17 protein-coding genes are annotated in these 23,907 nt (G+C 59.1%); 13 read left to right on the top strand and 4 right to left on the bottom strand.

The window, feature by feature from the left end:
* Positions 1 to 44 precede the first annotated feature (44 nt).
* Genes PspCFBP13508_RS03730 through PspCFBP13508_RS03745 form a run of 4 tightly spaced genes read right to left on the bottom strand, consistent with a single transcriptional unit; the run spans position 45 to position 6,149 of the window.
* Positions 45 to 1,259, bottom strand: a complete 1,215-nt coding sequence (locus PspCFBP13508_RS03730; protein WP_130911312.1) for a hybrid sensor histidine kinase/response regulator — start codon at positions 1,257 to 1,259, stop codon at positions 45 to 47.
* Positions 1,253 to 1,846: a chemotaxis protein CheB gene (locus PspCFBP13508_RS03735; protein ID WP_122506843.1), complete on the bottom strand. Its 594-nt coding sequence runs from the start codon at positions 1,844 to 1,846 to the stop codon at positions 1,253 to 1,255. The genes PspCFBP13508_RS03730 and PspCFBP13508_RS03735 overlap by 7 nt, the downstream gene beginning before the upstream one ends.
* A complete protein-coding gene (locus PspCFBP13508_RS03740) occupies positions 1,843 to 2,676 on the bottom strand; it encodes a protein-glutamate O-methyltransferase CheR (protein ID WP_137213691.1) in 834 nt (277 codons plus the stop codon). The genes PspCFBP13508_RS03735 and PspCFBP13508_RS03740 overlap by 4 nt, the downstream gene beginning before the upstream one ends.
* Complete coding sequence (locus PspCFBP13508_RS03745; protein WP_137213692.1) at positions 2,676 to 6,149, bottom strand: response regulator; 3,474 nt, start codon at positions 6,147 to 6,149, stop codon at positions 2,676 to 2,678. The genes PspCFBP13508_RS03740 and PspCFBP13508_RS03745 overlap by 1 nt, the downstream gene beginning before the upstream one ends.
* 265 nt (positions 6,150 to 6,414) lie before the next feature.
* Between PspCFBP13508_RS03745 and PspCFBP13508_RS03750 the strand changes: the two genes are divergently transcribed.
* The 13 genes from PspCFBP13508_RS03750 (at position 6,415) to PspCFBP13508_RS03815 (ending at position 23,794) form a co-directional block, all read left to right on the top strand.
* Positions 6,415 to 6,774 (top strand): response regulator, encoded by a 360-nt coding sequence (locus PspCFBP13508_RS03750; protein ID WP_137213693.1) that lies wholly within the window; start codon positions 6,415 to 6,417, stop codon positions 6,772 to 6,774.
* A 171-nt stretch (positions 6,775 to 6,945) separates the two neighbouring features.
* Positions 6,946 to 10,869 (top strand): hypothetical protein, encoded by a 3,924-nt coding sequence (locus PspCFBP13508_RS03755; protein WP_137213694.1) that lies wholly within the window; start codon positions 6,946 to 6,948, stop codon positions 10,867 to 10,869.
* A gap of 99 nt (positions 10,870 to 10,968) precedes the next feature.
* Complete coding sequence (locus PspCFBP13508_RS03760) at positions 10,969 to 12,273, top strand: glycosyltransferase (RefSeq protein ID WP_137213695.1); 1,305 nt, start codon at positions 10,969 to 10,971, stop codon at positions 12,271 to 12,273.
* Between the two features lie 111 nt (positions 12,274 to 12,384).
* Entirely contained in the window at positions 12,385 to 13,248 is an 864-nt protein-coding gene (locus PspCFBP13508_RS03765) for a phospholipase (RefSeq protein WP_130911307.1), read from the top strand.
* Positions 13,249 to 13,338: 90 nt separating this feature from the next.
* A complete protein-coding gene (locus PspCFBP13508_RS03770) occupies positions 13,339 to 14,244 on the top strand; it encodes an AraC family transcriptional regulator (protein ID WP_137213696.1) in 906 nt (301 codons plus the stop codon).
* A 342-nt stretch (positions 14,245 to 14,586) separates the two neighbouring features.
* Positions 14,587 to 15,897, top strand: coding sequence for a sugar ABC transporter substrate-binding protein (locus tag PspCFBP13508_RS03775; protein WP_073476160.1), 1,311 nt, complete (start codon positions 14,587 to 14,589; stop codon positions 15,895 to 15,897).
* 156 nt (positions 15,898 to 16,053) lie between these two features.
* Positions 16,054 to 16,980 (top strand): sugar ABC transporter permease, encoded by a 927-nt coding sequence (locus PspCFBP13508_RS03785; RefSeq protein WP_041480415.1) that lies wholly within the window; start codon positions 16,054 to 16,056, stop codon positions 16,978 to 16,980.
* Between the two features lie 8 nt (positions 16,981 to 16,988).
* Complete coding sequence (locus PspCFBP13508_RS03790; RefSeq protein ID WP_016774872.1) at positions 16,989 to 17,819, top strand: carbohydrate ABC transporter permease; 831 nt, start codon at positions 16,989 to 16,991, stop codon at positions 17,817 to 17,819.
* Between the two features lie 131 nt (positions 17,820 to 17,950).
* Positions 17,951 to 19,054 (top strand): sn-glycerol-3-phosphate ABC transporter ATP-binding protein UgpC, encoded by a 1,104-nt coding sequence (ugpC, locus tag PspCFBP13508_RS03795; protein WP_073476158.1) that lies wholly within the window; start codon positions 17,951 to 17,953, stop codon positions 19,052 to 19,054.
* Between the two features lie 15 nt (positions 19,055 to 19,069).
* Complete coding sequence (locus PspCFBP13508_RS03800) at positions 19,070 to 20,542, top strand: mannitol dehydrogenase family protein (protein WP_137213697.1); 1,473 nt, start codon at positions 19,070 to 19,072, stop codon at positions 20,540 to 20,542.
* Between the two features lie 138 nt (positions 20,543 to 20,680).
* Positions 20,681 to 22,177, top strand: coding sequence for a xylulokinase (gene xylB / locus PspCFBP13508_RS03805; protein ID WP_137213698.1), 1,497 nt, complete (start codon positions 20,681 to 20,683; stop codon positions 22,175 to 22,177).
* A 13-nt stretch (positions 22,178 to 22,190) separates the two neighbouring features.
* Complete coding sequence (locus PspCFBP13508_RS03810; protein WP_137213699.1) at positions 22,191 to 23,129, top strand: carbohydrate kinase; 939 nt, start codon at positions 22,191 to 22,193, stop codon at positions 23,127 to 23,129.
* Positions 23,130 to 23,173: 44 nt separating this feature from the next.
* Positions 23,174 to 23,794 carry a hypothetical protein gene (locus tag PspCFBP13508_RS03815; RefSeq protein ID WP_016774877.1) on the top strand — a complete coding sequence of 207 codons (621 nt, stop codon included), beginning with the start codon at positions 23,174 to 23,176 and terminating at the stop codon, positions 23,792 to 23,794.
* The last annotated feature ends 113 nt before the right edge of the window (positions 23,795 to 23,907 follow it).

Raw genomic sequence — 23,907 nt, forward strand, 5'->3', positions numbered from 1 at the left:
GGGAAGCCTATGTTCGGTCAATAGCTGCTGATACGACCGTGTGGTCACTCAGAGGTTGCGTCGGATATGCCGTTTTCCTGGATCGGCAGACAAACGCGAAACAGGGCGCCTTCGTTGATTTCACTTTCGACGACGATGGAGCCGCCATGGGCGGCGACGATCTGCTCGGAAATGAACAGACCCAGCCCGAGCCCGGCCACCACCGTCTTGGCGGACACCCGTTCGAACTGCTGGAAAATACGCTTCTGGTTCTCGGCGCTGATGCCGATGCCGTGGTCCTGAACTTCGACCCGCGCCTCGTCACCTTCGCGATAGACGCGCACCTGAATCGGGCTGCGACCACCGTAACGCAAGGCGTTGGTCAGCAGATTGGATACCACTTGCTCGATGCGGAACTCGTCCCAGCAACCTTCGACCGGCTCGGGCGCTTCAAAGGAAACACTGGTCTCAGCCGCTTCCATTTGCGAGGCGAAGTTCTGCAACAGGTTGCCGACCAACTGCACCAGATCGAAACGACTCGGGCGGATCGAAAGTTTGCCGGTGCGGATTCGCGAAACATCGAGCATGTCTTCGATCAGGCGAATCAGGCTTTTGATCTGCCGCTCATCGCGGTCAACCATCGCCTGCATCTTGTCGAGCGTAAACGCCGAGGCGTTGTCCCGGGCCAGGTGCATCTTGCGCAGCTGGGTTTCGAGAATCAGCCCGTTGAGCGGCGTACGCACCTCATGTGCGACGATCGACATGAAGTCATCGCGCATGCGCACCGCTTGCTCGAGCTCAAGCTGAGTGCTTTGCAGTTGTTGCAGCAGCGCTTCCTGCTCGCGTCGGGCCTGCTCCAGCGCCTCGACCTGCTGCTTCATGGCTTTGCTTTGGCGATACAGATCGACGAAAACGTTGACCTTGCTCTTCACCGCATGAATGTCCAGCGGCTTGTGCAGAAAGTCCACCGCGCCGCTTTCGTAACCTTTGAACGCATAGTTCAGTTCACGGCCGGCGGCACTGACGAAGATGATCGGGATGTTCTTGGTCTTCTCGGTGCCGCGCATCAACTCGGCCAGTTCAAAGCCGTTCATGCCGGGCATCTGCACGTCGAGAATGGCCATGGCGAATTCGTGTTGCAGCAACAGCGACAGTGCTTCGTCCGCCGACAGAGCCTTGTAGACCGTGCGATCCTCGCGCTTGATCAGCGCTTCCAGCGCCAGCAGGTTTTCTGGCAGATCGTCAACGATCAACAGTTTGGCTTGGATATTACTCAGCATGCGATTCGTTCCAGCTCGACTAGCAGACGGCCGATGCCGTGAATGGGTAGGACATGATCCGGCTGCAGAACGTTCAGTGCAGCCTGGGGCATGGTGGCGACTTGTGCATCATCGGGGTCTTGAACAATGGTCAGACCGCCGCAGTGCTTGACGCAGGCCAACCCGCGCGCGCCATCGTGATTGGCGCCGGTCAGCAGCACGGCGGCGAGTGTCTCGCCGTAAACGTCAGCGGCCGATTCAAACAGGTAATCAATAGACGGCCGCGAATGATGCACGCGATCCTCCAGGCTCAGCGACAGGCTGCGATCAGCTTCGACCGACAAGTGATAACCGGGCGTGGCGAAATACACCGTGCCGGCTTCAATGTCCTGCTTGTCTTCAGCTTCCTTGACCGGCATCGCCACACGACGGGAGAACACTTCGGCCAGATGACTGCGGCGCTCTTCCGGCAGATGCAGAACGATGATGATCGGCAGCACATAGCCTTTGCGCAACGGCCCGAGCAGGGTCAGCAACGCCTCGACACCGCCTGCGGAGGCGCCGATCACGACGGCCTCGATGCGAGGCAGGCTCGGGGTGTCGTTCATGATTTGCGGTAGATCCGTTCTTGTTTGACCAACGGCTCGAACTGGTTCGAATAGTTGGAAAAATCCAGGGTTTCCTTGCTGCCCAACACCAGAAAACCGCGATGCGACAACGATTCATGGAACAGCCCGAACGCGCGGTCCTGAAGCTTCTTGTTGAAGTAGATCAGCACGTTGCGGCAAGAGATCAACTGGGTTTCGGAGAACACGCTGTCGGTGGCCAGACTGTGGTCGGCGAATGTCACGTTCTCGCACAGGCTCTTGTCGAAAATCGCGTAGCCGTAGGCTGCGGTGTAGTAATCGGCAAACGAACGCTGACCGCCGGCCTGCTGATAGTTGGCAGTGTAGGCGCGGACATTTTCCATGGAGAAAATCCCTTGCTTGGCCTTCTCCAGCGAGCGCGGGTTGATGTCGGTGGCGTAGATGATCGTGCGGTCGAGCAAGCCTTCTTCGCGCAGCAGAATCGCCATCGAATAGACCTCCTCGCCCGTGCTGCATCCGGCGATCCAGATCTTCAGCGACGGATAGGTACGCAGGAGCGGCACCACTTCGTTGCGGATCGCCAGGAAGTGCGACGGATCGCGGAACATCTCGCTGACCGGGATCGTCAGCAGTTGCAGCAGTTGCATGAACGCCGTCGGGTCGTGCAGGACTTTTTCCTGCAGGGCCGAAATGGTCGCGCATTCGAACTGACTCAGCGCGTGCTGCACCCGGCGCTTGATCGAAGCGCCGGAGTAGTCGCGAAAGTCATAGCTGTATTTCAGGTAGATCGCCTCGATCAACAAGCGTAATTCGATCTCGCTGTTGCGTTCGGCCGGACTGCTGCGTTCCACTAGATGCGTTCCATTTTCGGTAACCACACACGTATCAGCGAGAACAGACGATCGAGGTCGATGGGCTTGGCCAGGTAATCGTTGGCGCCCGCTTGCAGGCAGCGCTCCTGATCGTCCTTCATGGCCTTGGCCGTTACCGCGATGATCGGCAGCTTGCGCCAGCGCGGATCCTTGCGGATTTCCATGGTGGCTTCGAAGCCATCCATTTCCGGCATCATCACGTCCATCAGCACCAGGTCGATGTCCTCGACTTCATGAAGTTTCTCAATCGCTTCGCGGCCGTTACGGCCGATCACCACGACTGCGCCTTTGTGTTCCAGCGCGCTGGTCAGGGCGAAGATGTTGCGCACATCGTCGTCCACCAGTAGCACTTTGCGACCTTCAAAGACCTTGTCGCGGCTGCGCGCGGTCTTGAGCATCTTCTGCCGTTCATGGGACAGCTGCGATTCGACTTTGTGCAGAAAGAGTGTGACCTCATCGAGCAACCGCTCTGGCGAGCGCGCGCCCTTGATGATGATCGAGCGCGAATACTTGCGCAGTTCAGCCTCTTCGTCCCGGGTCAGGTTGCGGCCGGTGTAGACGATGACCGGCGGGAACGAGCAGATGTCTTCGGTGGACATGCGCTTGAGCAGATCGTTGCCGAGCATGTCCGGCAGCTTGAGATCGATGACCATGCAGTCGTAGATGGTCGTGCGCAGCAGCTCCAGCGCGTCCTGGGCCAGCCCGACGGCGGTGATTTCGATGTCTTCATCGCCGATCAGCCGCGCGATGCTTTCGCGTTGCAGATCGTCGTCTTCAACCAGCAGCACGCGTTTGACCTTCTGCGTCAGCTTGGCTTCGAGACGGGCGAAGACGTCCTTGAGCTCTTCGCGGGTGGTCGGTTTCACTGCGTAGCCGATGGCGCCCATGTGCATCGCCGCTTCGACGCGATCCTCGACGGAAATCACGTGCACTGGAATGTGCCGGGTTTCGGCGCGCTCTTTCAGGCGTTGCAGCACGGTCAGGCCGGAATGATCCGGCAGGCGCATGTCGAGCAGGATCGCATCCGGCACGAATTCGCGGGCCAGGTCGTAACCCTCGTCAGCACCGTGGGCGACCAGACACATGTAACCCAACTCATGGGCGAGGTCATAGAGGATGCGAGCGAAGTTGGGCTCGTCCTCCACCACCAGAATGCAACGAGTGGCAAACGGCGCCTTGTCGCGGTCATCGGCGAAGCGCGGGATGACCGCAGGAATCGCTGATGCCACCGGCACCGCAACCGCGACTGGCGCAGGCGTCACAGGTGTCGGGTGAAAGGTCAGCGGCGCGGCCGGCGTTTCGCCGAACTCGTGATACTGACGCGGCAACACCAGGGTGAACGTGCTGCCCTGCCCCGGTACGCTATCGACGCTGATCGAACCGCCCAGCAACGTCGCCAGATCCCGCGAGATCGACAGGCCAAGGCCGGTGCCACCGTACTTGCGGTTGGTAGTGCCATCCGCCTGGCGGAACGCCTCGAAAATACTTTCCTGCTGGTCGGCGGCGATACCGATGCCGGAATCCTTGACGCTGAAGGCGATGTGATCGTTCGGCTGCGCAGCAATCGTCAGGCTGACGGAGCCGTGCTCGGTAAACTTGATCGCGTTGGACAGCAGGTTCTTTATCACCTGTTCCAGGCGCTGACGGTCGGTGAACAGCAAGCCCGGTGCGTCCGGCTGAACCTCGACGCTGAAGGCGAGTTTCTTGTCCGCCGCCAACGGTTCGAACATCGAGCGCAAGCCGTCGACCAGTCGATCGACACGGGTGTTTTCGGCAATCACTTCAAGTTTGCCGGCCTCGACCTTGGAAATGTCGAGAATGTCGTTGATCAGGTTGAGCAGATCGTTGCCGGCCGAATAGATCGATTCGGCAAACTTGACCTGTTCCGCCGACAAATTCTGCTGCGGGTTTTCCGCCAGCAGCTTGGCCAGAATCAGTGAACTGTTCAGCGGCGTACGCAGCTCGTGGGACATGTTGGCGAGGAATTCGGACTTGTACTTGCTCGAGCGCTGCAGTTCTTCGGCACGCTCTTCGAGCTGAATCTGCGCTTGATTCAGCTCGGTGTTTTTCTTGTCCATCGCGTCGCGCTGCTCGGCGAGCTGCTCGTTGGTCTGCTCCAGTTCCACCTGCTGGGTTTCCAGATGCGCCTGGGATTCCTTGAGAATCCGCGACTGTTCTTCCAGCTCTTCGTTGGCGGTCTTCAGCTCTTCCTGCTGCACTTGCAGTTCTTCGTTGAGCTGCTGGGTTTCGGCGAGCACTTCCTGCAAACGCTGACGGTAGCGCGCCGCTTCGATCGAGGTGCCGATGTTGCCGGCAATCAGCTCCAGCAGTTCGATGTCGCGCTCGGACAGCGGACGCAGGAAACCCAATTCGATTACGCCATTGACCCGGTCGTCATCGCTGGTCGGCACCACCAGCACACTGTGCGGCAGGCCTGCGCCGAGGCCGGAGCTGACTTTGAAATAGTCGCCCGGTACTGCGTCGAGACGGATCAGCCGTGCCTGTTCTGCCACTTGGCCGACGATGCCTTCGCCGCTGTAGATCGTTTGATTGAGCTCTTCCTGCTCGCGGGAGAAACCATAAGTCGCCACGCGTTTGAGGCCGCCATGTTCTTCACGCACATAAAGCGCGGCGACGGCAGTGCCGAGGTATTGCGCGCAGAATTGCAGAATGTTGCGCCCCAGCAGGTTCAGCGTCAGTTGACCCAACACCTGCTCGGCCAGTTGCGTCTGGCCGTTGCGCAGCCACGCCTGCTTCTCGAGGCGTTCGGCGCTGGCCAGTTGGGCGGCGAGGTTGGCGCTGTAGTTGGTCGACAGGTTGAGCAGATCACGGCGGCCGATGTAGGCCAGCAACCCACTGATACCGACGATGAAAATCAGATAAAGGGTGATGCTCCAGATAGTGGTGCGGCGCACGTCTTCGTTACGCGTGGCGCGCAGCACCTGCTCGGTCTCGATGACGTCCTCGAACTGCTTGCGGATCTCATCGGTCAGGCGCTTGCCCCGCCCGGCCTTGACCGCGCCGCGATAGTCGCCACTGCTGCGCTGCAGATCGATCATCGACTGCGCGTAGTTGGCCCACTCCACCTGCAAGGCTTGCAAACGGCGCAGGCGATCGGTCTGCACCGGATTATCGGCGGTCAGCTCCAGCAACGTATTGAGAGCGACCTCGATACGCGGCTTGGCAACTTCGTACGGGTCGAGAAAGTGCTCGTCACCGCTGAGCAGATAGCCGCGCATGCCGGTTTCCAGATCAACGGTGAGCTTCACCGCTTCATTGGCGTTATTGATCACCCGGTCGGTGTGCTCGACCCATTGGATGACCGACAGCAAATAAGTGATCAGCGAGACGAAGAACACGGCACTGAGCACGCCAACACCCAGCGGCAGGCTGACGTTGCGACTCAGAAGTTTGCGAAACCGTTGTTCATCAACCGAGGACGGAGAGGACATGGGGCAGCCTTGTCGAACTGTTGAAAACCCGAGAGTTTGCCCCAAAACCCCGCCATGGATCCATTTTTCTCACACAAATGATGGCATTTTCCTACACGCGCCTGCGCATTGGGCGACGCCAACGGTTATCCTTGCCGCACCGCACTGAGCTGTTCTTTTTTGTATCAGCTCGGGAACTTGTGGCTATGCGCCACTTACTCATGCAAGAGTCCGGCAAAATTCACTTGCCCGGTATCCCCCGATTTCAATTTTTGAGAGTCCTGCCATGTCTGCCAATGCCTCCACTATCCTTGTCGTAGAAGATGACGACATCGTGCGCATGCTCATCGTGGATGTGCTGGAGGAGCTGGAATTCACCGTGTTGGAGGCTGAAGACGGCGGCAAGGCGCTTGCGATTCTTGCGGATTCTGGTAACGCCATCGATTTGATGATGACCGACCACGGCCTGCCTGGCATGGATGGCCGCGAACTCTCTCAAAGGGCACGTCAGCTGCGCCCTGCTCTGCCCATCCTGTTCGCCAGCGGTTATGCCGAGACTATTGATGTGCCCAGCGATATGCAGGTCATTGGCAAGCCCTTCTCTATTGACCAATTGCGCGACAAAGTTAAAAGCATTCTGAAATAAACCTGATAGCTGCCCGTCGCGGATGCAACTTGTCACATCCAAAAACAATCAGCAACTAACTAATACTGCCATCACTTAACCTGCCAGCTCTATCCTGAGTAATCCTTGGCCCCGTCATGCAAATAACGGAACGTTTGCCAAACACCATTCAATAAATTCAGGATAGAGCCCATGAAGTTCATTTCAGCCGACGTGGCTGTCACCGTCGACCGCAGCGCGTATGACAAACAGGAACGCGCGCTAATGGCCCGGGCACTGACCGAGGCGATTGCAGCAACCGAGCTTCACGTCTCCGTCGGCAGCTATGCGGCAAGCGCCTCGCGCCCCTCCAGTACAGTATTCAATGTGCAAGATCGTTTCATGCCTCGGGTCGTCGGCAGCAGCTTTGACGAACGTTGCGAACCAGCACGGAACGTCTTCAAAGAGATAATCAACGCGCCTGCTTTTTTACAATTACTGCGCAAACACTCATATGCCGATGACATGCAGCTGGGGGTCAACACCGAGTCCAGGCTATTTATTGTTTATGATTCGGAATTTGAATCCCATCGGTTCAGCGTTGCTTTTGATAGTGAAGAAACAAGCGTATTCAGCGAAGAGCTCGACATGCTCGCCGAGTTGGCAGAGGACACTGGCGGCGTTATTTATTCCGGTGAAGTGATCGGCATAGAGCAATGGTTGAATTTTCACGGTTATAACTTGCCGACAACGCTTGGCGAAACCAGGGTATTGATTGAGTGGCTTGTCTTCGAACTGCCTGAACCACCCATCCTGGGCGACTACCACGAGTTGCTCCACGCCGATCAATCCTCACCGTTTCATTTATCGATCGCAGAACGCCACGTCATCACCCAGACCGTGCATGAGCTGACCCGAGGTGCGACAAGCCTGTTGCAGGCAGTGGCGTTCGCCAACTTCAACCTGATCCCGGCGCAGGATATACGCGAGCATGCGGACAAGTTTCTGCAAAACTTCCTGCGTCGAAAGACTGCTCGCGCACTCGGGGTCACGTTGCACGAGCGGCTTGGCTGGCATCTGGAGGCCGATGATTCAGCCGTCCGCGATCGCCAGCTCGACGAGATAGTCCTGGCTGCGCTGATCATCGACATGCAATTGCGCTCCGATCAGCCGCTCCTCGCCGGCTATGACTTCTATCAACCGGCCAATAGCGCACGGAGCGCGGCCGAAGTACGCATCCTGTTCGAACAGCATCTGGTTGACGTCGGCCTGAGCGAGGCGCACAACGCGCCACTGGCAGCGCATCTGTTACTGGCGGGTGCGGCACCGGAGCTGCTGATTGCGCAAATCCCGCCCGGGCTGACGCTGGACAAGCCTGGCTGGGTAACAGCGCGCCAGACCGCTGCCGTCATCGAACACCTCGCGCCAGGCAGCTGCCGAGCAATGACGTTTGCGCAAATCAAGGCATTTTCCGAGCTGACAGGTGTTTCCACTGACCTCGACAAATTGTACGAAGCGGTGGCAATCCCGGCGGTGGTGGACTGGGCGGTTTTGAACGGAGTCATCTCTTACCGCAGTGCCAAAGACTACGACAACGCTGCGGTGATCAAGGCTACCGCTTATTTCTCGCGCTATATGCAGGCCCTTGCCCAGTCTGAAACCGGCTTGTCCGCTACGCCCCCCGACCGGCGCAAAATCGCCTTGCAAGCGCTGGAAAAGGTCATGCCCGCCGGCCCCTACCTTGAACAGAAAGCCTTCAAAATAAAGTATTTGAGCAGTTTCGAAGAGCGCAGCTGGCTGGAAGGTCTGAAGGCTGCGCATCCGGCGGGGATTCTCAGCGAGTTCTGGGATTTGCTCGCCAGCACCACCGGCAACAACGAATATGCAATCAACGGCCTGCTGCGCCTGCGCCTGTCGATTCTCGATCTGTACCTTTCCGGGGACCTGGTCGAAAACGGAAAACTCTCGGACAAATTCAAGCCCCGCGACAATTTCCGCGCTCCAGCCGGTGCCTTTGCCCGCCTCGGCGAACTGCAATCGCCGTCGCAACTGTTTGATCAGGCATTCGATGGTTACTACCGGAACGTGCGCGAGGGCTTGTCGTCCCTGATCAAAATGGCAATCACGCAAATGCCGGAGGACGATCGCCTCGCCTTGACCCGCGGCAAAACAACCCTCTACACCGTCCGCAAAGAAGTCAATCCGCTGAATCCGAATCAGGAAACGCAAATCCAGCGGGATGAAGCCCATGGGCGTTACGGGATCATTCTCTGCTGCGGCAACGGTGATCAAATCCGCGCTTACGAGCTGTTCACGTTGCGCGGCGTTTGTCGCGAGCGCCCCGATCTGGCGCTCAAGTTGCAAAGCACCGGCCTCATCCATCAACGTCCGACCCTCTCGTATACCGGTAGCAAGTACGACTTCCAGGACAAGAACAAAGCGAGCCAGTGGCCTCTTGATTACGCCGCCTATCGCGAGGGCAGCGAATCACGCCCGGGCATGACCTCCAAAGTGGTGGTGGAAAAGCTCTGGCAGTTGCAACTCGACGCGACTGATGTGCGGGCGGTCGCGCTGTTCTTTTCAGCGCAACTGGATGCGATCGCCGAGTGCGTACTGGACAACCATCCTGTCGCCAGCCGCGACGAGTTGTATGCAGCACTGGATGTGCGCAACGGCCTGGAAGAATGGCGCACCACCAGGGAAACCATCGAAAACCTGGCAATCAACGTCATCGTGCCATTCAAACAGTGCGTTGAAGACATCCGCTCCGGACGCACCGACCGCGTCTCCGAAGGTATTGGTGGCTGCGTTCTGGATGGCCTGTCGGTGATCGGACTGCTGGTTGGTCTTGGCGCGTCGGCAGCGAGCATCCTCGCCAAGACCGGGTCGACCACCCTTAAACTGCTGAAAGTCGCCAAAGCTGTCGCTCGTGCGGCGGTGTCGTTGGCCAACCCGCTCGATGGCGTGCCCGCCCTCGCCCGCAAAGGCTTTCAACTGGCCAGGCGCGGCGTCGTGTTTGCCGGAGCCAGCGCGCTCGATGCCGCGCACACCGCCAGCGTGCAATTGAAGAGATTGATGCATGGCGCCGACGGTCACGACTGGATCAGGCTCTCCCCCACCCGCGATGTGTATCAGGCGACGTGGCGAGGGGGCGATGCGCTTGGCGAGGGAGTCGATATCGCGGTGCTCGAGCGCAACCAGGACTGGCACGCGCTGAACATCCGCACCGGCGGTGCCTGGGGACCGCGCCTGAAACTGCTCGACCTGGGCAACTTCGCACCGTTGAAGCGTCTGTTCGGCCGCTTCAAGCCGTTCAGTTACACCCGTGGCTATCTGAAAAAAGCCATTCCCGTGGCGCGCAGCAAGCTGGACAATTCCATCAGCGCGCTGATGGAATTGTCCTCCAACGACGACATTCCCGCAGTGCTCAGGCATGTGTTCGGCAATGATTCCGATGAAGTGGTTGAACATGTGTCCAAGCACCTGCGCGCCATGCGCAGGGATCTGGAATCGATCAGTTTCAGCAACGTCACCTTCCGCCCGCATCAACCCGGCGTGATTGCATCGCTGTCGCCACCGGCCTACAAGCGCTGGAAGACGGCGCTGCGCACCGGCAAGACCATCGATGAATCCGCCGGCAAGTTTCTTTCGATCTACCCGGACAATCTCGATGAGTTCTACAAGTTGTCCCGCTACGACGACGGTAGCGTCGCCGACGTACTCATCCATGAAATGTCCCACGGTGGCCCGGACACCCTTGATCTGTATTACGGCCAGGTGTACCCCGATTTGTATCATGCGGAATTCGATGCGGTCGGTTTGCTGGAGCTGGCCCGAGATGCGCGAAAGGCTCACCCGGACAACCTGATCAATCCGCACCACGCGCTGGCGTACCGACCGGGTTTCGTCCAGTTCGACCAGATGAAGGCGGGTCTGCCGAAACTGGTCCAGGATCACCCCGCGCTGGCCAATGCGGAGTCCTACATGCTTGCGGTGTCCCTGCTCGATCAAGCGCACACCCGCCCGGCCATATTGAGCTTCAATATCAAGACTATCGAATATGCCGTGAGCAAGACCGCTGCTGGCAAGTTCCTGAAAGGGCCGCTGCTGCTAAATCTCGCCAAACCGGTCAGCTGAACGGGCAAACGATCGGCGGTGAAAGGGCTACAGGGTGCATTTCAATCACTTCGCTGTGGTTTAATTGCGCCCTTTTTTCCATGGGTCAGAGGATCAGTCGTGAGCCATTCGTGTACCACCAGAGTTCTGGTCATCGGCTACGTCTGGCCAGAACCGCGTTCGTCGGCGGCCAGCGGGCATGTCATGCAGATCCTCGAAACGTTTCTCGAGCAAGGCTGGGACATCACGTTCAGCAGCCCGGCCGGCCCGGGTGAACACAAGGCTGACCTCGTATCGCTGGGCATTCGCGAAGTACCGATCGAGCTCAACAACAGCAGTTTCGATACGTTCATCAGCGAGTTGGTACCGGATATCGTGCTGTTCGACCAGTTCATGATGGAAGAACAGTTTGGCTGGCGTGTGGAAAAAAACTGCCCGGATGCCCTTCGTATTCTGGAGACCTCCGATCTGCAAAGTCTGCGTCATGCGCGCCATCAGCGCCTGAAGGACCGGCTCAAAAGCAACGACGAACAGACTGATTTCAGCGAACTGTTTTCCCCGGCATTGCACGAAGAATTCCAGCTGATGGCGGGTACCGATCTGGCCAAACGGGAAATCGCCGCGCTGTATCGTTGCGACCTGAACCTGATGATTTCCGAAGTCGAAATCGATTTGCTGGTGCAGGAGTTCGGCGTGCCCCGCCAGATTCTGCACTGGTGTCCGTTGATGATAGATATTCCGGCCACGGCGCCGCGTGGTTTTGCCGAGCGCGCGCATTTCCTCAGCATCGGCAACTTCCGCCACGCGCCGAACTGGGATGCCGTGCTCTGGATGAAAACCACCCTCTGGCCGTTGATCCGCGCGCGCTTGCCACGCGCGCAACTGCACATCTACGGGGCCTACACGCCCCCCAAGGCGACTGCTTTGCACAACCCGGCTCAAGGTTTTCACATCATGAACTGGGCCGAAGATGCGCTTGAGGTGATGTCTGCAGCACGGGTCTGCCTCGCGCCACTGCGCTTCGGCGCGGGAATCAAGGGCAAACTGGTCGATGCCATGCTCTGCGGCACCCCGAGTGTGACCACACCGACTGGCGCCGAAGCCATGCACGGCGACAGTCCCTGGCCCGGAGCGGTTGTCCTTGACGCGAACACGTTCGCCGAACAGGCGGTGCAGTTGCACGAAGATCCGTCACGCTGGCAGCACGCGCAGGTTCTGGCTGAAGCACTGTTGCAACAACGCTACCAGCGCAATGTGCACGGCCCTCTTCTCATCAACAGGATCAACGATTGCCGACAACATTTGGCACAACTTAGAAACGACAACTTTACCGGTGCCATGTTGCGTCATCACACGCTCAAAAGTACCCAATACATGGCTCAATGGATTGAAGCCAAGAACCAGTTACATTCTACGGAGCGGTAGTTACAGCCCATACACGACTTGCATTGAAAGCAAACTATCGCGATAAACCGAATATGCCTATAACCATCCTGCGCGCAAAACTTTCATTAACGATCTGGCAGGATGTTCAACATGCAAGACCAAGATACTTTTCAAACTCATCAATGGATGGCTGATTCTCCACTACTCGACAAACTTTCGTTATTCGAGATGACCCTGCCCGGCGCACATAACGCCGGGTGTGACTGGGAAGCCTCCTACGCTTTGATTCCCGGCAAAAACTGGCTTGCCTGTCAGGACGTGTCCTTTTATTCGCAATTGAATCGCGGTGCTCGCGCACTTGACCTGCGCCTCATTTACAACAGCGAGGCAAACCATCTGGGGAGATTTCGCTTCCATCACAATGGCTATACCTCTTCGCGAACTCTTGAAGACCTCGTCAGGGATCTGAAGGGATTTCAGGAACGGAGCCGGAATGAATTTATCGTTCTCGACTTTCATGAACTTTCCAGCGTCAACGACCCATTCAATCATGCGCAATTCAAATCAGCTTTGCTGGAACAGCTTGGGGAGCGAATCATTCCCACCGAAAACCTGCATCTGACACTTGGCCAGCTCAAAGCCATCAATCCATTGCAACGCATCATGGTGGCCGCGCCGATGACCTGGGAAACGCAGGAATCCCGTTTCGAAAGTCCGATCCAGCACAAATGGATCGGGCAGACTCAAGTCAACACCACGGATCTGCATGGCTATATCAAAGGTGTTCTAAGCAACCCCGTCAGCACACGCCGCCCATGGTCATTATCGGCAACCAGCTTCACCCTCGGTGGACCTCAGCGAATCCTCGACAGCCTTGACGAATGGTTTGACCCAGGTAAGACCGACTGGGCGCGCAAGTGCAATATCATCAATTTCGATTTCATCAAAAACTCGAACATTGTGCGCTTTTGCCAAATGGCCAACTTGCAAAAGGCTCACGACAAGCCCAGCTAAGCGCGGTACCCAGCCACGATCAGGTGGAAGTGGCACAAATGTCGGAAAACGAGGCATCATCGCGCAGCAATAATAAAAAAGTGCCCCGTCATGACTCGAACCGCTCGCGTGACCGACCCCTCTTACGAGTTGATGGATGACCATAACGGTTTATCCATCATCTATCGCCAGCACGGCTTTCCGTGCCCGCTGGTGCGCTGGCATTTCCACAAGGAATACGAACTGCACCTGATCGTCGCCAGCTCCGGCAAGGTGTTCATCGGCGACTACATCGGTAATTTCTATCCCGAGACGCTGTTTCTGACCGGTCCGAACTTGCCGCACAACTGGATCAGTCAGGTCGCCGAAGACGAAGTGGTCGAGAAACGCGACATGCTGGTCAACTTCACCGACGAACTGTTCGAGAGCGGCCATCAGGTGTTTGCTGAGTTGAAAACCCTGGCGCCACTGCTCGAGCGTGCGCAGTACGGCATCGAATTCCGCTGCAAACGCACGATCCGTCAGGCCATGACGCTTATGCAGCGGATCGCCGACAGCACCGGCATCACTCGCCTCGGGCATTTTTTCATCCTGATGGAATTGCTCGCGGCCAGTGATGACTTCCAGTTGTTGTCCGGTGCGACCACGCCGCAATTGGCCGACGAACACAATATCGACCGCACCAACCGCGCGGTCGATTACATCTTCAGCCACTACGCGCGGGACATTTCACTGGAAGAAGTGGCCGAGCATCTGGGCATGACGCCGACTTACTTCAGCCGAGTGTTCAAACAGGCCACCGGACGCAACTTCATCGAATTCGTCAATCGCCTGCGCATCAGCAAATCCTGTGAGCTGCTGGCCGATGGCGACAAACCGGTGACCGAGGTGTGCTTCGAGTCGGGCTTCAACAATATTTCCAACTTCAATCGACGCTTTCAGCAACTCAAGGGCATGACGCCGTCGCACTATCGACGGCTGGCGGTGCAGCGGCTGACTGAACAGAACCATCTCTGACGACACTATCCCTGTGGGAGCGAGCCTGCTCGCGAAAGCGGTCTGTCAGTCAAGAACCCTGTGACAGGGATATCGTCTTCGCGAGCAGGCTCGCTCCCACAAAAAACCGTGCCCCGGCTGGCGAAATCTGTACGCATTCGCGAACGATCCTTCGCGCAAAAGCCCTTCCCTGCGCTCCCCCGCTCAAACCCCAGTGCAAAAAAGTATCAACAAAAGTGCTAGGGATGATTTGTCAGCCCTTCGATTGAGGGCTGTAATCAGCGCAGATTCTTCCTGCATTCGGAAGACACAAAAACAATAACTGTCCTTCTGCCCCGTCGGGTGTCAGAAAAGGAGTGCACGATGCAACCCACTGCAAAAGCTCTGCTCGCTCTCACCTGCATGACCCTCAGCAGCGTCAGCCTTGGCGCCCAGACCCTGACCATCGCCACCGTCAACAACAGCGACATGATCCGCATGCAGAAACTCTCGAAAACCTTCGAGAGCGAGCATCCGGACATCAAGCTCAATTGGGTGGTGCTGGAAGAAAACGTCCTGCGTCAGCGCCTGACCACCGACATCGCCACTCAGGGCGGCCAGTTCGACGTATTGACCATCGGCATGTACGAAGCCGCACTCTGGGGCGGCAAGGGTTGGCTGGAGCCGATGAAGGATCTGCCGGCCAGTTACGCCCTCGACGACGTCTTCCCGTCGGTGCGCGAAGGCCTGTCGGTGAAGGGTTCGCTGTATGCGCTGCCGTTCTACGCAGAGAGTTCGATCACCTATTACCGCACCGACCTGTTCAAGGCAGCCGGGCTGACCATGCCGGAGCGGCCGACCTGGGAAGAGATCGCCGGGTTTGCGGAAAAACTCACCCAGAAAGACAAAGAGCAATACGGCATCTGCCTGCGCGGCAAGGCCGGTTGGGGCGAGAACATGGCGCTGGTGACCACGGTTGCCAACGCTTACGGCGCGCGCTGGTTCGATGAGCAATGGAAACCGGAATTCAGCGGCCCGGAATGGAAAAATGCGCTGAATTTCTACGTCAACACCATGAAGAAATCCGGCCCGCCGGGCGCATCCAGCAACGGTTTCAACGAAAACCTGGCCCTGTTCAACAGCGGCAAATGCGCGATTTGGGTCGATGCAAGCGTGGCTGGTTCGTTCGTCACCGACAAGACCCAGAGCAAGGTCGCCGATAGCGTCGGTTTCACCTTCGCTCCGCATCAGGTCACGGATAAAGGCTCGGCGTGGCTGTATTCGTGGGCGCTGGCGATTCCGACCAGCTCCAAGGCCAAGGACGCAGCAAAAACCTTCAGCGCCTGGGCCACGTCCAAAGAGTACGGCGAACTGGTTGCCAAGACCGATGGCATCGCCAACGTGCCGCCGGGCACCCGCGCTTCGACCTACAGCGATGCGTACATGAGCGCAGCGCCGTTTGCCAAGGTGACGCTGGAATCGCTGAAGGCCGCTGACCCGAGCAAACCGACGCTGAAACCGGTGCCGTACATCGGCATTCAATTGGTGACCATTCCTGAATTCCAGGCTGTGGGCACCCAGGTCGGCAAGCTGTTTTCGGCAGCGCTGATCGGCCAGACCACGGTGGATCAGGCGCTGGCGGCGGCGCAGCAGACTACGGAACGCGAGATGAAGCGCGCGGGTTATCCCAAGTAAGCGCTGAACGACTTGCTCCTGCCTCTTGTGGGAGCGAGCCTGCTCGCGAAGGCGTCGTGTCAGCCAGTACACATGACACTGATCCGGCGCTTTCGCGAGCAGGCTCGCTCCCACATGGGGATCTCCATAGGTCTGTATGACTCGGTTGTGAATGCCATGAATACTTCAACTGCCAAAGCCCACATCGACCTGTCGCCACCCCAGCGCAAGCTGCGGGTGCGCAATCCCGGCTGGTTTCTGGTCAGCCCTTCGGTGGCGCTGTTGCTGCTGTGGATGATCGTGCCGCTGGGCATGACCCTGTACTTTTCGATGATCCGCTACAACCTGCTCTACCCCGGCGAAAACGAATTCGTCGGGCTGGAGAACTTCACTTACTTCCTCACCGACTCGGGTTTCATGCCCGGCGCGACCAATACGTTGTTGCTCGTTGGCAGCGTGCTGCTTATCAGCGTGGTCTTCGGTGTGTTGATCAGCGCGTTGCTGGAGGCCAGCGAATTCCTCGGTCGCGGCCTGGTGCGGGTGATGCTGATTTCGCCGTTCTTCATCATGCCCACCGTCGGTGCGCTGATCTGGAAGAACCTGATCTTCCACCCGGTCTCGGGAATCCTCGCCTACATCTGGAAGCTGTTCGGCGCGCAACCGGTGGACTGGCTGGCGCACTACCCGCTGCTGTCGATCATCATCATCGTTTCGTGGCAATGGCTGCCCTTCGCGATCCTGATTCTGATGACCGCCATGCAATCGCTGGATCAGGAACAGAAAGAAGCCGCGCGCCTGGACGGTGCCGGCCCGATCGCGATCTTCTGGCACCTGACCCTGCCGCACCTGGCGCGGCCGATTGCCGTGGTGGTGATGATTGAAACGATCTTCCTGCTCTCGGTGTTCGCCGAAATCTTCACCACCACCAACGGCGGCCCCGGCTACGCCTCGACCAACCTCGCCTATCTGATCTACAACCAGGCACTGGTGCAGTTCGACGTTGGCATGGCTTCGGCGGGCGGTTTGATTGCCGTGGTCATCGCCAACATCGCCGCGATCATTCTGGTGCGGATGATCGGCAAAAACCTGACTGACAAAGCGTGAGGCCTGCCATGACCCTCCAACAATCCCGCCGCCTGCAAAGCCTGCTGCTCGGCACCCTGGCCTGGGCCATCGCGATCGTGATTTTCTTCCCGATCTTCTGGATGGTGATGACCAGTTTCAAGAGCGAAATCGACGCTTTCGCCACGCCGCCGCAGTTCATCTTCACGCCAACGCTGGAGAACTACCTGCACATCAACGAGCGCAGCGATTACTTCAGTTTCGCCTGGAACTCGGTGGTGATCTCGTTCAGCGCCACGGCCCTGTGCCTGTTGATCGCGGTGCCTGCGGCGTACTCGATGGCGTTCTACGAAACCCAGCGCACCAAAGGCACGCTGCTGTGGATGCTCTCGACCAAGATGCTGCCGCCGGTGGGCGTGCTGATGCCGATCTACCTGCTGGCCAAGAGTTTCGGCCTGCTCGACACGCGCATCGCGCTGATCGTGATCTACACGCTGATCAACCTGCCGATCGTGGTCTGGATGGTTTACACCTACTTCAAGGACATCCCCAAAGACATCCTCGAAGCCGCCCGCCTCGACGGTGCGACGCTGTGGCAGGAAATGGTCCGCGTGCTGCTGCCGATCGCCAAGGGCGGCCTCGCCTCGACCGTGCTGCTGTCGCTGATCCTGTGCTGGAACGAGGCGTTCTGGTCGTTGAACCTGACCTCTTCGAATGCCGCACCACTGACCGCTTTGATCGCCTCTTATTCAAGTCCCGAAGGATTGTTCTGGGCCAAGTTATCGGCGGTCTCGACCCTGGCGTGTGCGCCGATTCTGATCTTTGGCTGGATCAGCCAGAAGCAACTGGTGCGCGGCCTGTCGTTTGGTGCCGTGAAATGAACTGAAAAGCAAAAGATCGCAGCCTTCGGCAGCTCCTACATGGAATGTCCAATCGGTATAAACCTCCTGTAGGAGCTGCCGCAGGCTGCGATCTTTTGATCTTGAAAAACAACAATGCGGAGGCCCATCTCATGGCCAACCTGAAAATCAAGAATCTGCAAAAAGGCTTCGAAGGCTTTTCCATCATCAAGGGCATCGACCTGGAAGTGAACGACAAGGAATTCGTAGTCTTCGTCGGCCCGTCGGGCTGCGGCAAATCCACCCTGCTGCGCCTGATCGCCGGCCTTGAAGAGGTCAGCGGCGGCACCATCGAACTCGATGGCCGCGACATCACCGAAGTCAGCCCGGCCAAGCGCGATCTGGCGATGGTGTTCCAGACCTACGCGCTGTACCCGCACATGACGGTGAAAAAGAACATGTCGTTCGCCCTCGATCTGGCCGGCGTGCCGAAAGCCGAGGTCGAGCGCAAGGTTGGCGAAGCGGCGCGGATTCTCGAGCTCGGGCCGATGCTCGAGCGCAAGCCGAAACAGCTTTCCGGCGGCCAGCGCCAGCGCGTGGCGATCGGCCGTGCCATCGTGCGCAACCCGAAGATTTTCTTGTTCGATGAACCGCTGTCCAACCTCGACGCGGCGTTGCGCGTGCAGATGCGTCTGGAGCTGCTGCGCCTGCACAAGGACCTGCAAGCAACGATGATCTACGTGACCCACGATCAGGTCGAAGCGATGACCATGGCCGACAAAGTCGTGGTGCTCAATGGCGGCAGAATCGAGCAGGTCGGCTCGCCGCTGGACCTCTATCACAACCCGGCCAACCTGTTTGTCGCAGGCTTTCTCGGCACGCCGAAAATGGGTTTTCTGAAAGGCAAGATTGCCCGCATCGACGGCGCCAGCTGCGAAGTTTCGCTGGACGCCGGCACGCGTATCACCCTGCCGTTCAACGCCGCCAACCTCAGCGTCGGTAGCGCGGTGACGTTGGGCATTCGTCCGGAACATCTAGAGCTGGCGCAACCCGGCGACTGCACGTTGCAAGTCACTGCCGACGTCAGCGAACGCCTTGGCAGCGACACCTTCTGCCACGTCACCACCAGCGCTGGTGAAGCGCTGACCATGCGCGTGCGCGGCGATCTGGCCAGCCGTTATGGCGAGCAATTGAGCCTGCGTCTGGACCCGACTCACTGCCATCTGTTCGACGCCGAAGGTGTGGCGCTGACCCGTCCACTGCGCGCTGCCGCCTGATTTCGAGACTATCCGATGAAACTCAACCAACAGAACCTCAACCGCCTCGCCGCCGAAGTGCAACTGCCGGCCTACGACCTCGGCGACACACGCCAGGGCATTGCTCACATCGGCGTCGGCGGTTTTCACCGTGCCCATCAGGCGTATTACACCGATGCCTTGATGAACACTGGCCAAGCGCTGGACTGGGCAATCTGCGGCGTCGGCCTGCGCCCGGAAGATCGCCGCGCCCGCGATGATCTGCGCGAGCAGGATTACCTGTTCACCCTGTTCGAACTGGGTGACAGCGATGACACCGAAGTGCGCGTCATCGGCGCGATCCGCGACATGCTGCTGGCCGAAGATGGCGCGCAAACGCTGATCGACAAACTCGCCGAACCGCAGATCCGCATCGTTTCGCTGACTATCACCGAGGGCGGCTACTGCATCGACGACAGTAACGGCGAATTCATGGCGCATCTGCCGCAGATTCAACACGACCTCGCCCATCCCGAAACGCCGGGCACCGTGTTCGGCTTCCTTTGCGCCGCGTTGGCCAAACGCCGTGCGGCGGGCGTTCCGGCATTCACTGTGATGTCCTGCGATAACCTGCCGCACAACGGCGCGGTCGCGCGCAAGACGCTGCTGGCCTTCGCAGCCCTGCGTGATCCGCAGTTGCGCGACTGGATCGAGCAGAACGTCAGTTTCCCCAACGCCATGGTCGACCGCATCACACCGATGACCAGCACCGCACATCGCCTGCAACTGGCCGACAAACACGGCGTCGACGATGCCTGGCCGGTGGTCTGCGAACCGTTTGTACAGTGGGTGCTGGAGGACAAATTCGTCAACGGTCGCCCGGCGTGGGAAAAGGTCGGCGTGCAGTTCACCGACGATGTGTCGCCGTACGAAGAGATGAAAATCAAACTGCTCAACGGCAGTCACCTGGCGCTGACGTATCTGGGCTTTCTCAAGGGCTATCGCTTCGTCCACGAGACCATGAACGATCCGCTGTTCGTGCGCTATATGCGCGCTTATATGGATCTGGATGTCACGCCGCAACTGGCACCGGTGCCGGGCATTGATCTGAGCGAATACAAGGACACGCTGGTCGCGCGGTTTTCCAATCAGGCGATTGCCGATCAACTGGAGCGCGTGTGTTCGGATGGCTCATCGAAGTTTCCCAAGTTCACCGTGCCGACGATCAATCGGCTGATCGCCGATGGCCGCGAGACCAAGCGTGCAGCGCTGGTCGTGGCAGCGTGGGCGTTGTATTTGAAGGGCGTGGATGAGAATGGCGATACGTATTCGATTCCGGACCCGCGAGCGGCGTTCTGTCAGGGATTGGTGGCGGACGATGAGTTGATCACCGAGCGCCTGTTGGGCGTGGAAGAAATTTTCGGCACGGCGATACCGAAGTCGGCGGAGTTTGTTGCGGCATTCGAGTGGTGCTGCCAGAGTCTGCGCGAGGTTGGGGTTTCGCGAACTCTGGAACGAGTTCTAGCCTGATCCTGCGGCGATGCGACTGACGTCTTCGCGAGCAGGCTCGCTCCCACAAGTGATGTTGGAACACTGACCTGTGGGAGCGAGCCTGCTCGCGAATAGCCGCCATACTCGGAAACACCCTGACATCCTGAGGACCTCATTGTGACCAGCCAACAACTCTTCCTGGGTATCGACTGCGGCACCCAAGGCACCAAAGCGATTATCCTCGATGCCGACAGCGGGCAGGTGCTCGGTCTGGGCGCGGCGCCGCACACGATGATCAGCGGCGCCAACGGCCGCCGCGAACAAGACGTTCAACAGTGGCTCGACGCATTCGTCAGCGCCACCCGCCAGGCCTTGCAAGCGGCGAACGTCGACGGCCAGGCGATCCGTGGCGTTGGCGTCTCCGGCCAGCAACACGGCTTGGTGCTGCTCGATGAGCAAGGCGCAGTGCTGCGTCCGGCCAAGCTCTGGTGCGACACCGAAACCACGCCGGAAAACGAGCGCTTGCTCGCACACCTGGGCGGAGAGAAAGGTTCGCTGGAACGCCTCGGCGTGGTCATTGCGCCGGGCTACACGGTGTCGAAACTGCTCTGGACCAAAGAGCAGCATCCCGACGTGTTCGCACGCATCGCCCGAATTCTGCTGCCTCACGACTACCTCAACTACTGGCTCACCGGCCGCGCCTGCAGCGAATACGGCGATGCGTCCGGCACCGGCTATTTCAACGTGCGCACGCGTCAGTGGGATGTGCAGATCCTGCGCGACATCGATGCCAGCGGCCGTTTGCAAACCGCGCTGCCGGAGCTGATCGACGCGCACGCCGCCGTCCGCACTCTCCTGCCGGCAATCGCCGAGCAACTCGGCATCAACCCCAACGCCGTGGTCTCGAGCGGCGGTGGCGACAACATGATGGGCGCCATTGGTACCGGCAATATCCAGCCCGGCGCGATCACCATGAGCCTCGGTTCGTCCGGCACGGTCTACGCCTATTCGGAGGAGCCGAACGTCAGCGCCGATGCCTCGGTCGCGACGTTCTGCTCCTCCAGCGGCGGCTGGCTGCCGCTGATCTGCACCATGAATCTGACCAACGCGACCGGCGCGATTCGCGAGCTGTTCAAGCTCGATCTGCCGACCTTCAACGAACTGGTCGCGCAATCGCCGATCGGCGCCGAGGGCGTGAGCATGTTGCCGTTTCTCAATGGCGAACGCGTTCCCGCCCTGCCCCACGCCACCGGCAGTTTGCATGGCCTGACCATGGACAACCTGACCCAGGCCAATCTATGCCGCGCCGCCGTCGAAGGCACCACCTTCGGTTTGCGCTACGGGCTGGATTTGCTCCGCCAGAATGGTTTACAAAGCCTGCGCATCTGCCTGATCGGCGGCGGTTCGAAGAGTCCGGTGTGGCGGCAGATCGTCGCCGACATCATGAACGCCCCGGTGATCTGCACCGAACAAAGCGAAGCCGCCGCACTGGGTGCGGCGATTCAAGCGGCGTGGTGCGCGTCACGCTCGAACGGAGACGATGTCTCCCTGGCCGATCTGTGCGAGCGCTGCGTGAAACTCGACGCGGGCAGCGAAACCCTGCCGATCGCCGCCAATGTCGCGGCGTTCCAGCAGGCCTACGAACGCTATCAACAGCATGTCGCAACCCTATAACGAGCAAACAACTATGTACCTGGTGTGTGGCGAAGCCCTGTTTGATTTCTTCAGCGAAAACGATGCCAGCGGGCTGGCCTCGAAAGTCAATTTCAAGGCGATTGCCGGCGGCTCGCCGTTCAACGTCGCCGTCGGTCTGCGCCGCTTGGGCGTGGACTCGGCGCTATTCGGTGGGCTGTCCACCGACTACCTTGGCCGCCGCTTGCAGCAAGTGCTGCAGGACGAAGGTGTGCGCCCGGACTATCTGGTGGATTTCGCCGCGCCGACCACTCTGGCAATGGTCGCGGTAGGCGCCAATGGCTCGCCGCATTACAGCTTCCGTGGCGAAGGCTGCGCCGATCGGCAATTGAGCGAGGCGCATCTGCCAACACTTGGCGACGAGGTGCGCGGCCTGCACATCGGCTCGTTTTCGCTGGTAGTACAGCCGATCGGCGACACCTTGCTTAAGCTGGTTCAGCGCGAAAGCGGCAAACGCCTGATCAGCCTCGACCCCAACGTGCGCCTCAATCCCGAGCCGAACATCGATCTATGGCGCGAGCGCATCGCCACGCTGGTGCGCCTGGCCGATCTGATCAAAGTCAGCGACGAGGATCTGAGCCTGCTGTATCCCGAACAGAATCCGCAGCATGTGATTGAAGGCTGGCTCGAACATCGCTGCCAGATCGTCTTCCTGACTCGCGGCGGCGACGGCGCGACCGTGTTCAGTCGCGCCCATGGCTCGTGGTCGGTCCCGGCCAACCCGGTGAAAATTGCCGATACGGTAGGCGCTGGCGACACCTTCCAGGCCGCGCTGATCACCTGGCTGACCGAACATTCGCTGGACTCCGTCGAAGGCGTGCAGCAGCTCAGTCGAGAGCAAATCGACGGCATGCTCAGGTTCGCCGTGCAAGCCGCCGCGCTGACCTGCAGCAAAACCGGTCCGGATCTGCCCTATCGTCATCAATTGAGCTGAGCGCGTAGACTGTCGGCCTTTTTGCGCACGACGGAAAACAGCTCTTGAATCACAGGCACATCCTCGCCCTCCTGACCCTGGCCACTCTGCTGAGCGGTTGCGGCACCTCGCCGCCCCGCTCACCGGAAGACATCTGCGCAATCTTCCGCGAGAAAAGCGACTGGTACGACGCTGCGCAAGTCACCCAGAAACGCTGGGGCGTGCCGATCCAGGTGCCCTTCGCGATCATGTATCAGGAATCCGGCTATCGCTACGACGCCAAGACGCCACGCAAATACCTGCTCTGGGTAATTCCGTGGGGCCGCGTCTCCACCGCGTCCGGCTACGCGCAAGCCAAGGACGAAGTCTGGGCCGACTACCAGAAAAGCACCGGTCGCAACTGGGCCGACCGCGAAGACTTCGACGACGCCATCGACTTCGTCGGCTGGTACATGGACAAGACCACCTCGATCAACGGCGTGTACAAATACGACGCCTATAACCAATACCTGAACTACCACGAAGGCTGGGGCGGCTTCCGCAACAAGACCTACGCCAGCAAGGCCTGGCTACCGCCGACCGCGCGCAAGGTGCAGAACCGTTCGGATCTGTATGCGCAGCAGTATGCCGGCTGCAAGGAAGACCTCAATCGCGGGTTCTGGAGCCGGTTCTGGCATTGGTTGTAGAAGCCCTTCGCGAGCAGGCTCGCTCCCACAGGACCTTAGTGAACGCCGATTTTGTCTACACCCGAGAAACCTGTGGGAGCGGGCTTGCCCGCGATGGCAATCTCCCAAACACC

This window comes from Pseudomonas sp. CFBP13508 (genome assembly GCF_005233515.1).
Taxonomy (GTDB): Bacteria; Pseudomonadota; Gammaproteobacteria; order Pseudomonadales; family Pseudomonadaceae; genus Aquipseudomonas; species Aquipseudomonas mercuritolerans.

Bases quoted from the DNA above. Each gene is read 5' to 3' on its own strand.
- PspCFBP13508_RS03730 (WP_130911312.1), bottom strand. From the start codon at position 1,259: ATGCTGAGTAATATCCAAGCCAAACTGTTGATCGTTGACGATCTGCCA.
- PspCFBP13508_RS03735 (WP_122506843.1), bottom strand. From the start codon at position 1,846: ATGAACGACACCCCGAGCCTGCCTCGCATCGAGGCCGTCGTGATCGGC.
- PspCFBP13508_RS03745 (WP_137213692.1), bottom strand. From the start codon at position 6,149: ATGTCCTCTCCGTCCTCGGTTGATGAACAACGGTTTCGCAAACTTCTG.
- PspCFBP13508_RS03750 (WP_137213693.1), top strand. From the start codon at position 6,415: ATGTCTGCCAATGCCTCCACTATCCTTGTCGTAGAAGATGACGACATC.
- PspCFBP13508_RS03755 (WP_137213694.1), top strand. From the start codon at position 6,946: ATGAAGTTCATTTCAGCCGACGTGGCTGTCACCGTCGACCGCAGCGCG.
- PspCFBP13508_RS03765 (WP_130911307.1), top strand. From the start codon at position 12,385: ATGCAAGACCAAGATACTTTTCAAACTCATCAATGGATGGCTGATTCT.
- PspCFBP13508_RS03770 (WP_137213696.1), top strand. From the start codon at position 13,339: ATGACTCGAACCGCTCGCGTGACCGACCCCTCTTACGAGTTGATGGAT.
- PspCFBP13508_RS03775 (WP_073476160.1), top strand. From the start codon at position 14,587: ATGCAACCCACTGCAAAAGCTCTGCTCGCTCTCACCTGCATGACCCTC.
- PspCFBP13508_RS03785 (WP_041480415.1), top strand. From the start codon at position 16,054: ATGAATACTTCAACTGCCAAAGCCCACATCGACCTGTCGCCACCCCAG.
- PspCFBP13508_RS03790 (WP_016774872.1), top strand. From the start codon at position 16,989: ATGACCCTCCAACAATCCCGCCGCCTGCAAAGCCTGCTGCTCGGCACC.
- ugpC (WP_073476158.1), top strand. From the start codon at position 17,951: ATGGCCAACCTGAAAATCAAGAATCTGCAAAAAGGCTTCGAAGGCTTT.
- PspCFBP13508_RS03800 (WP_137213697.1), top strand. From the start codon at position 19,070: ATGAAACTCAACCAACAGAACCTCAACCGCCTCGCCGCCGAAGTGCAA.
- PspCFBP13508_RS03810 (WP_137213699.1), top strand. From the start codon at position 22,191: ATGTACCTGGTGTGTGGCGAAGCCCTGTTTGATTTCTTCAGCGAAAAC.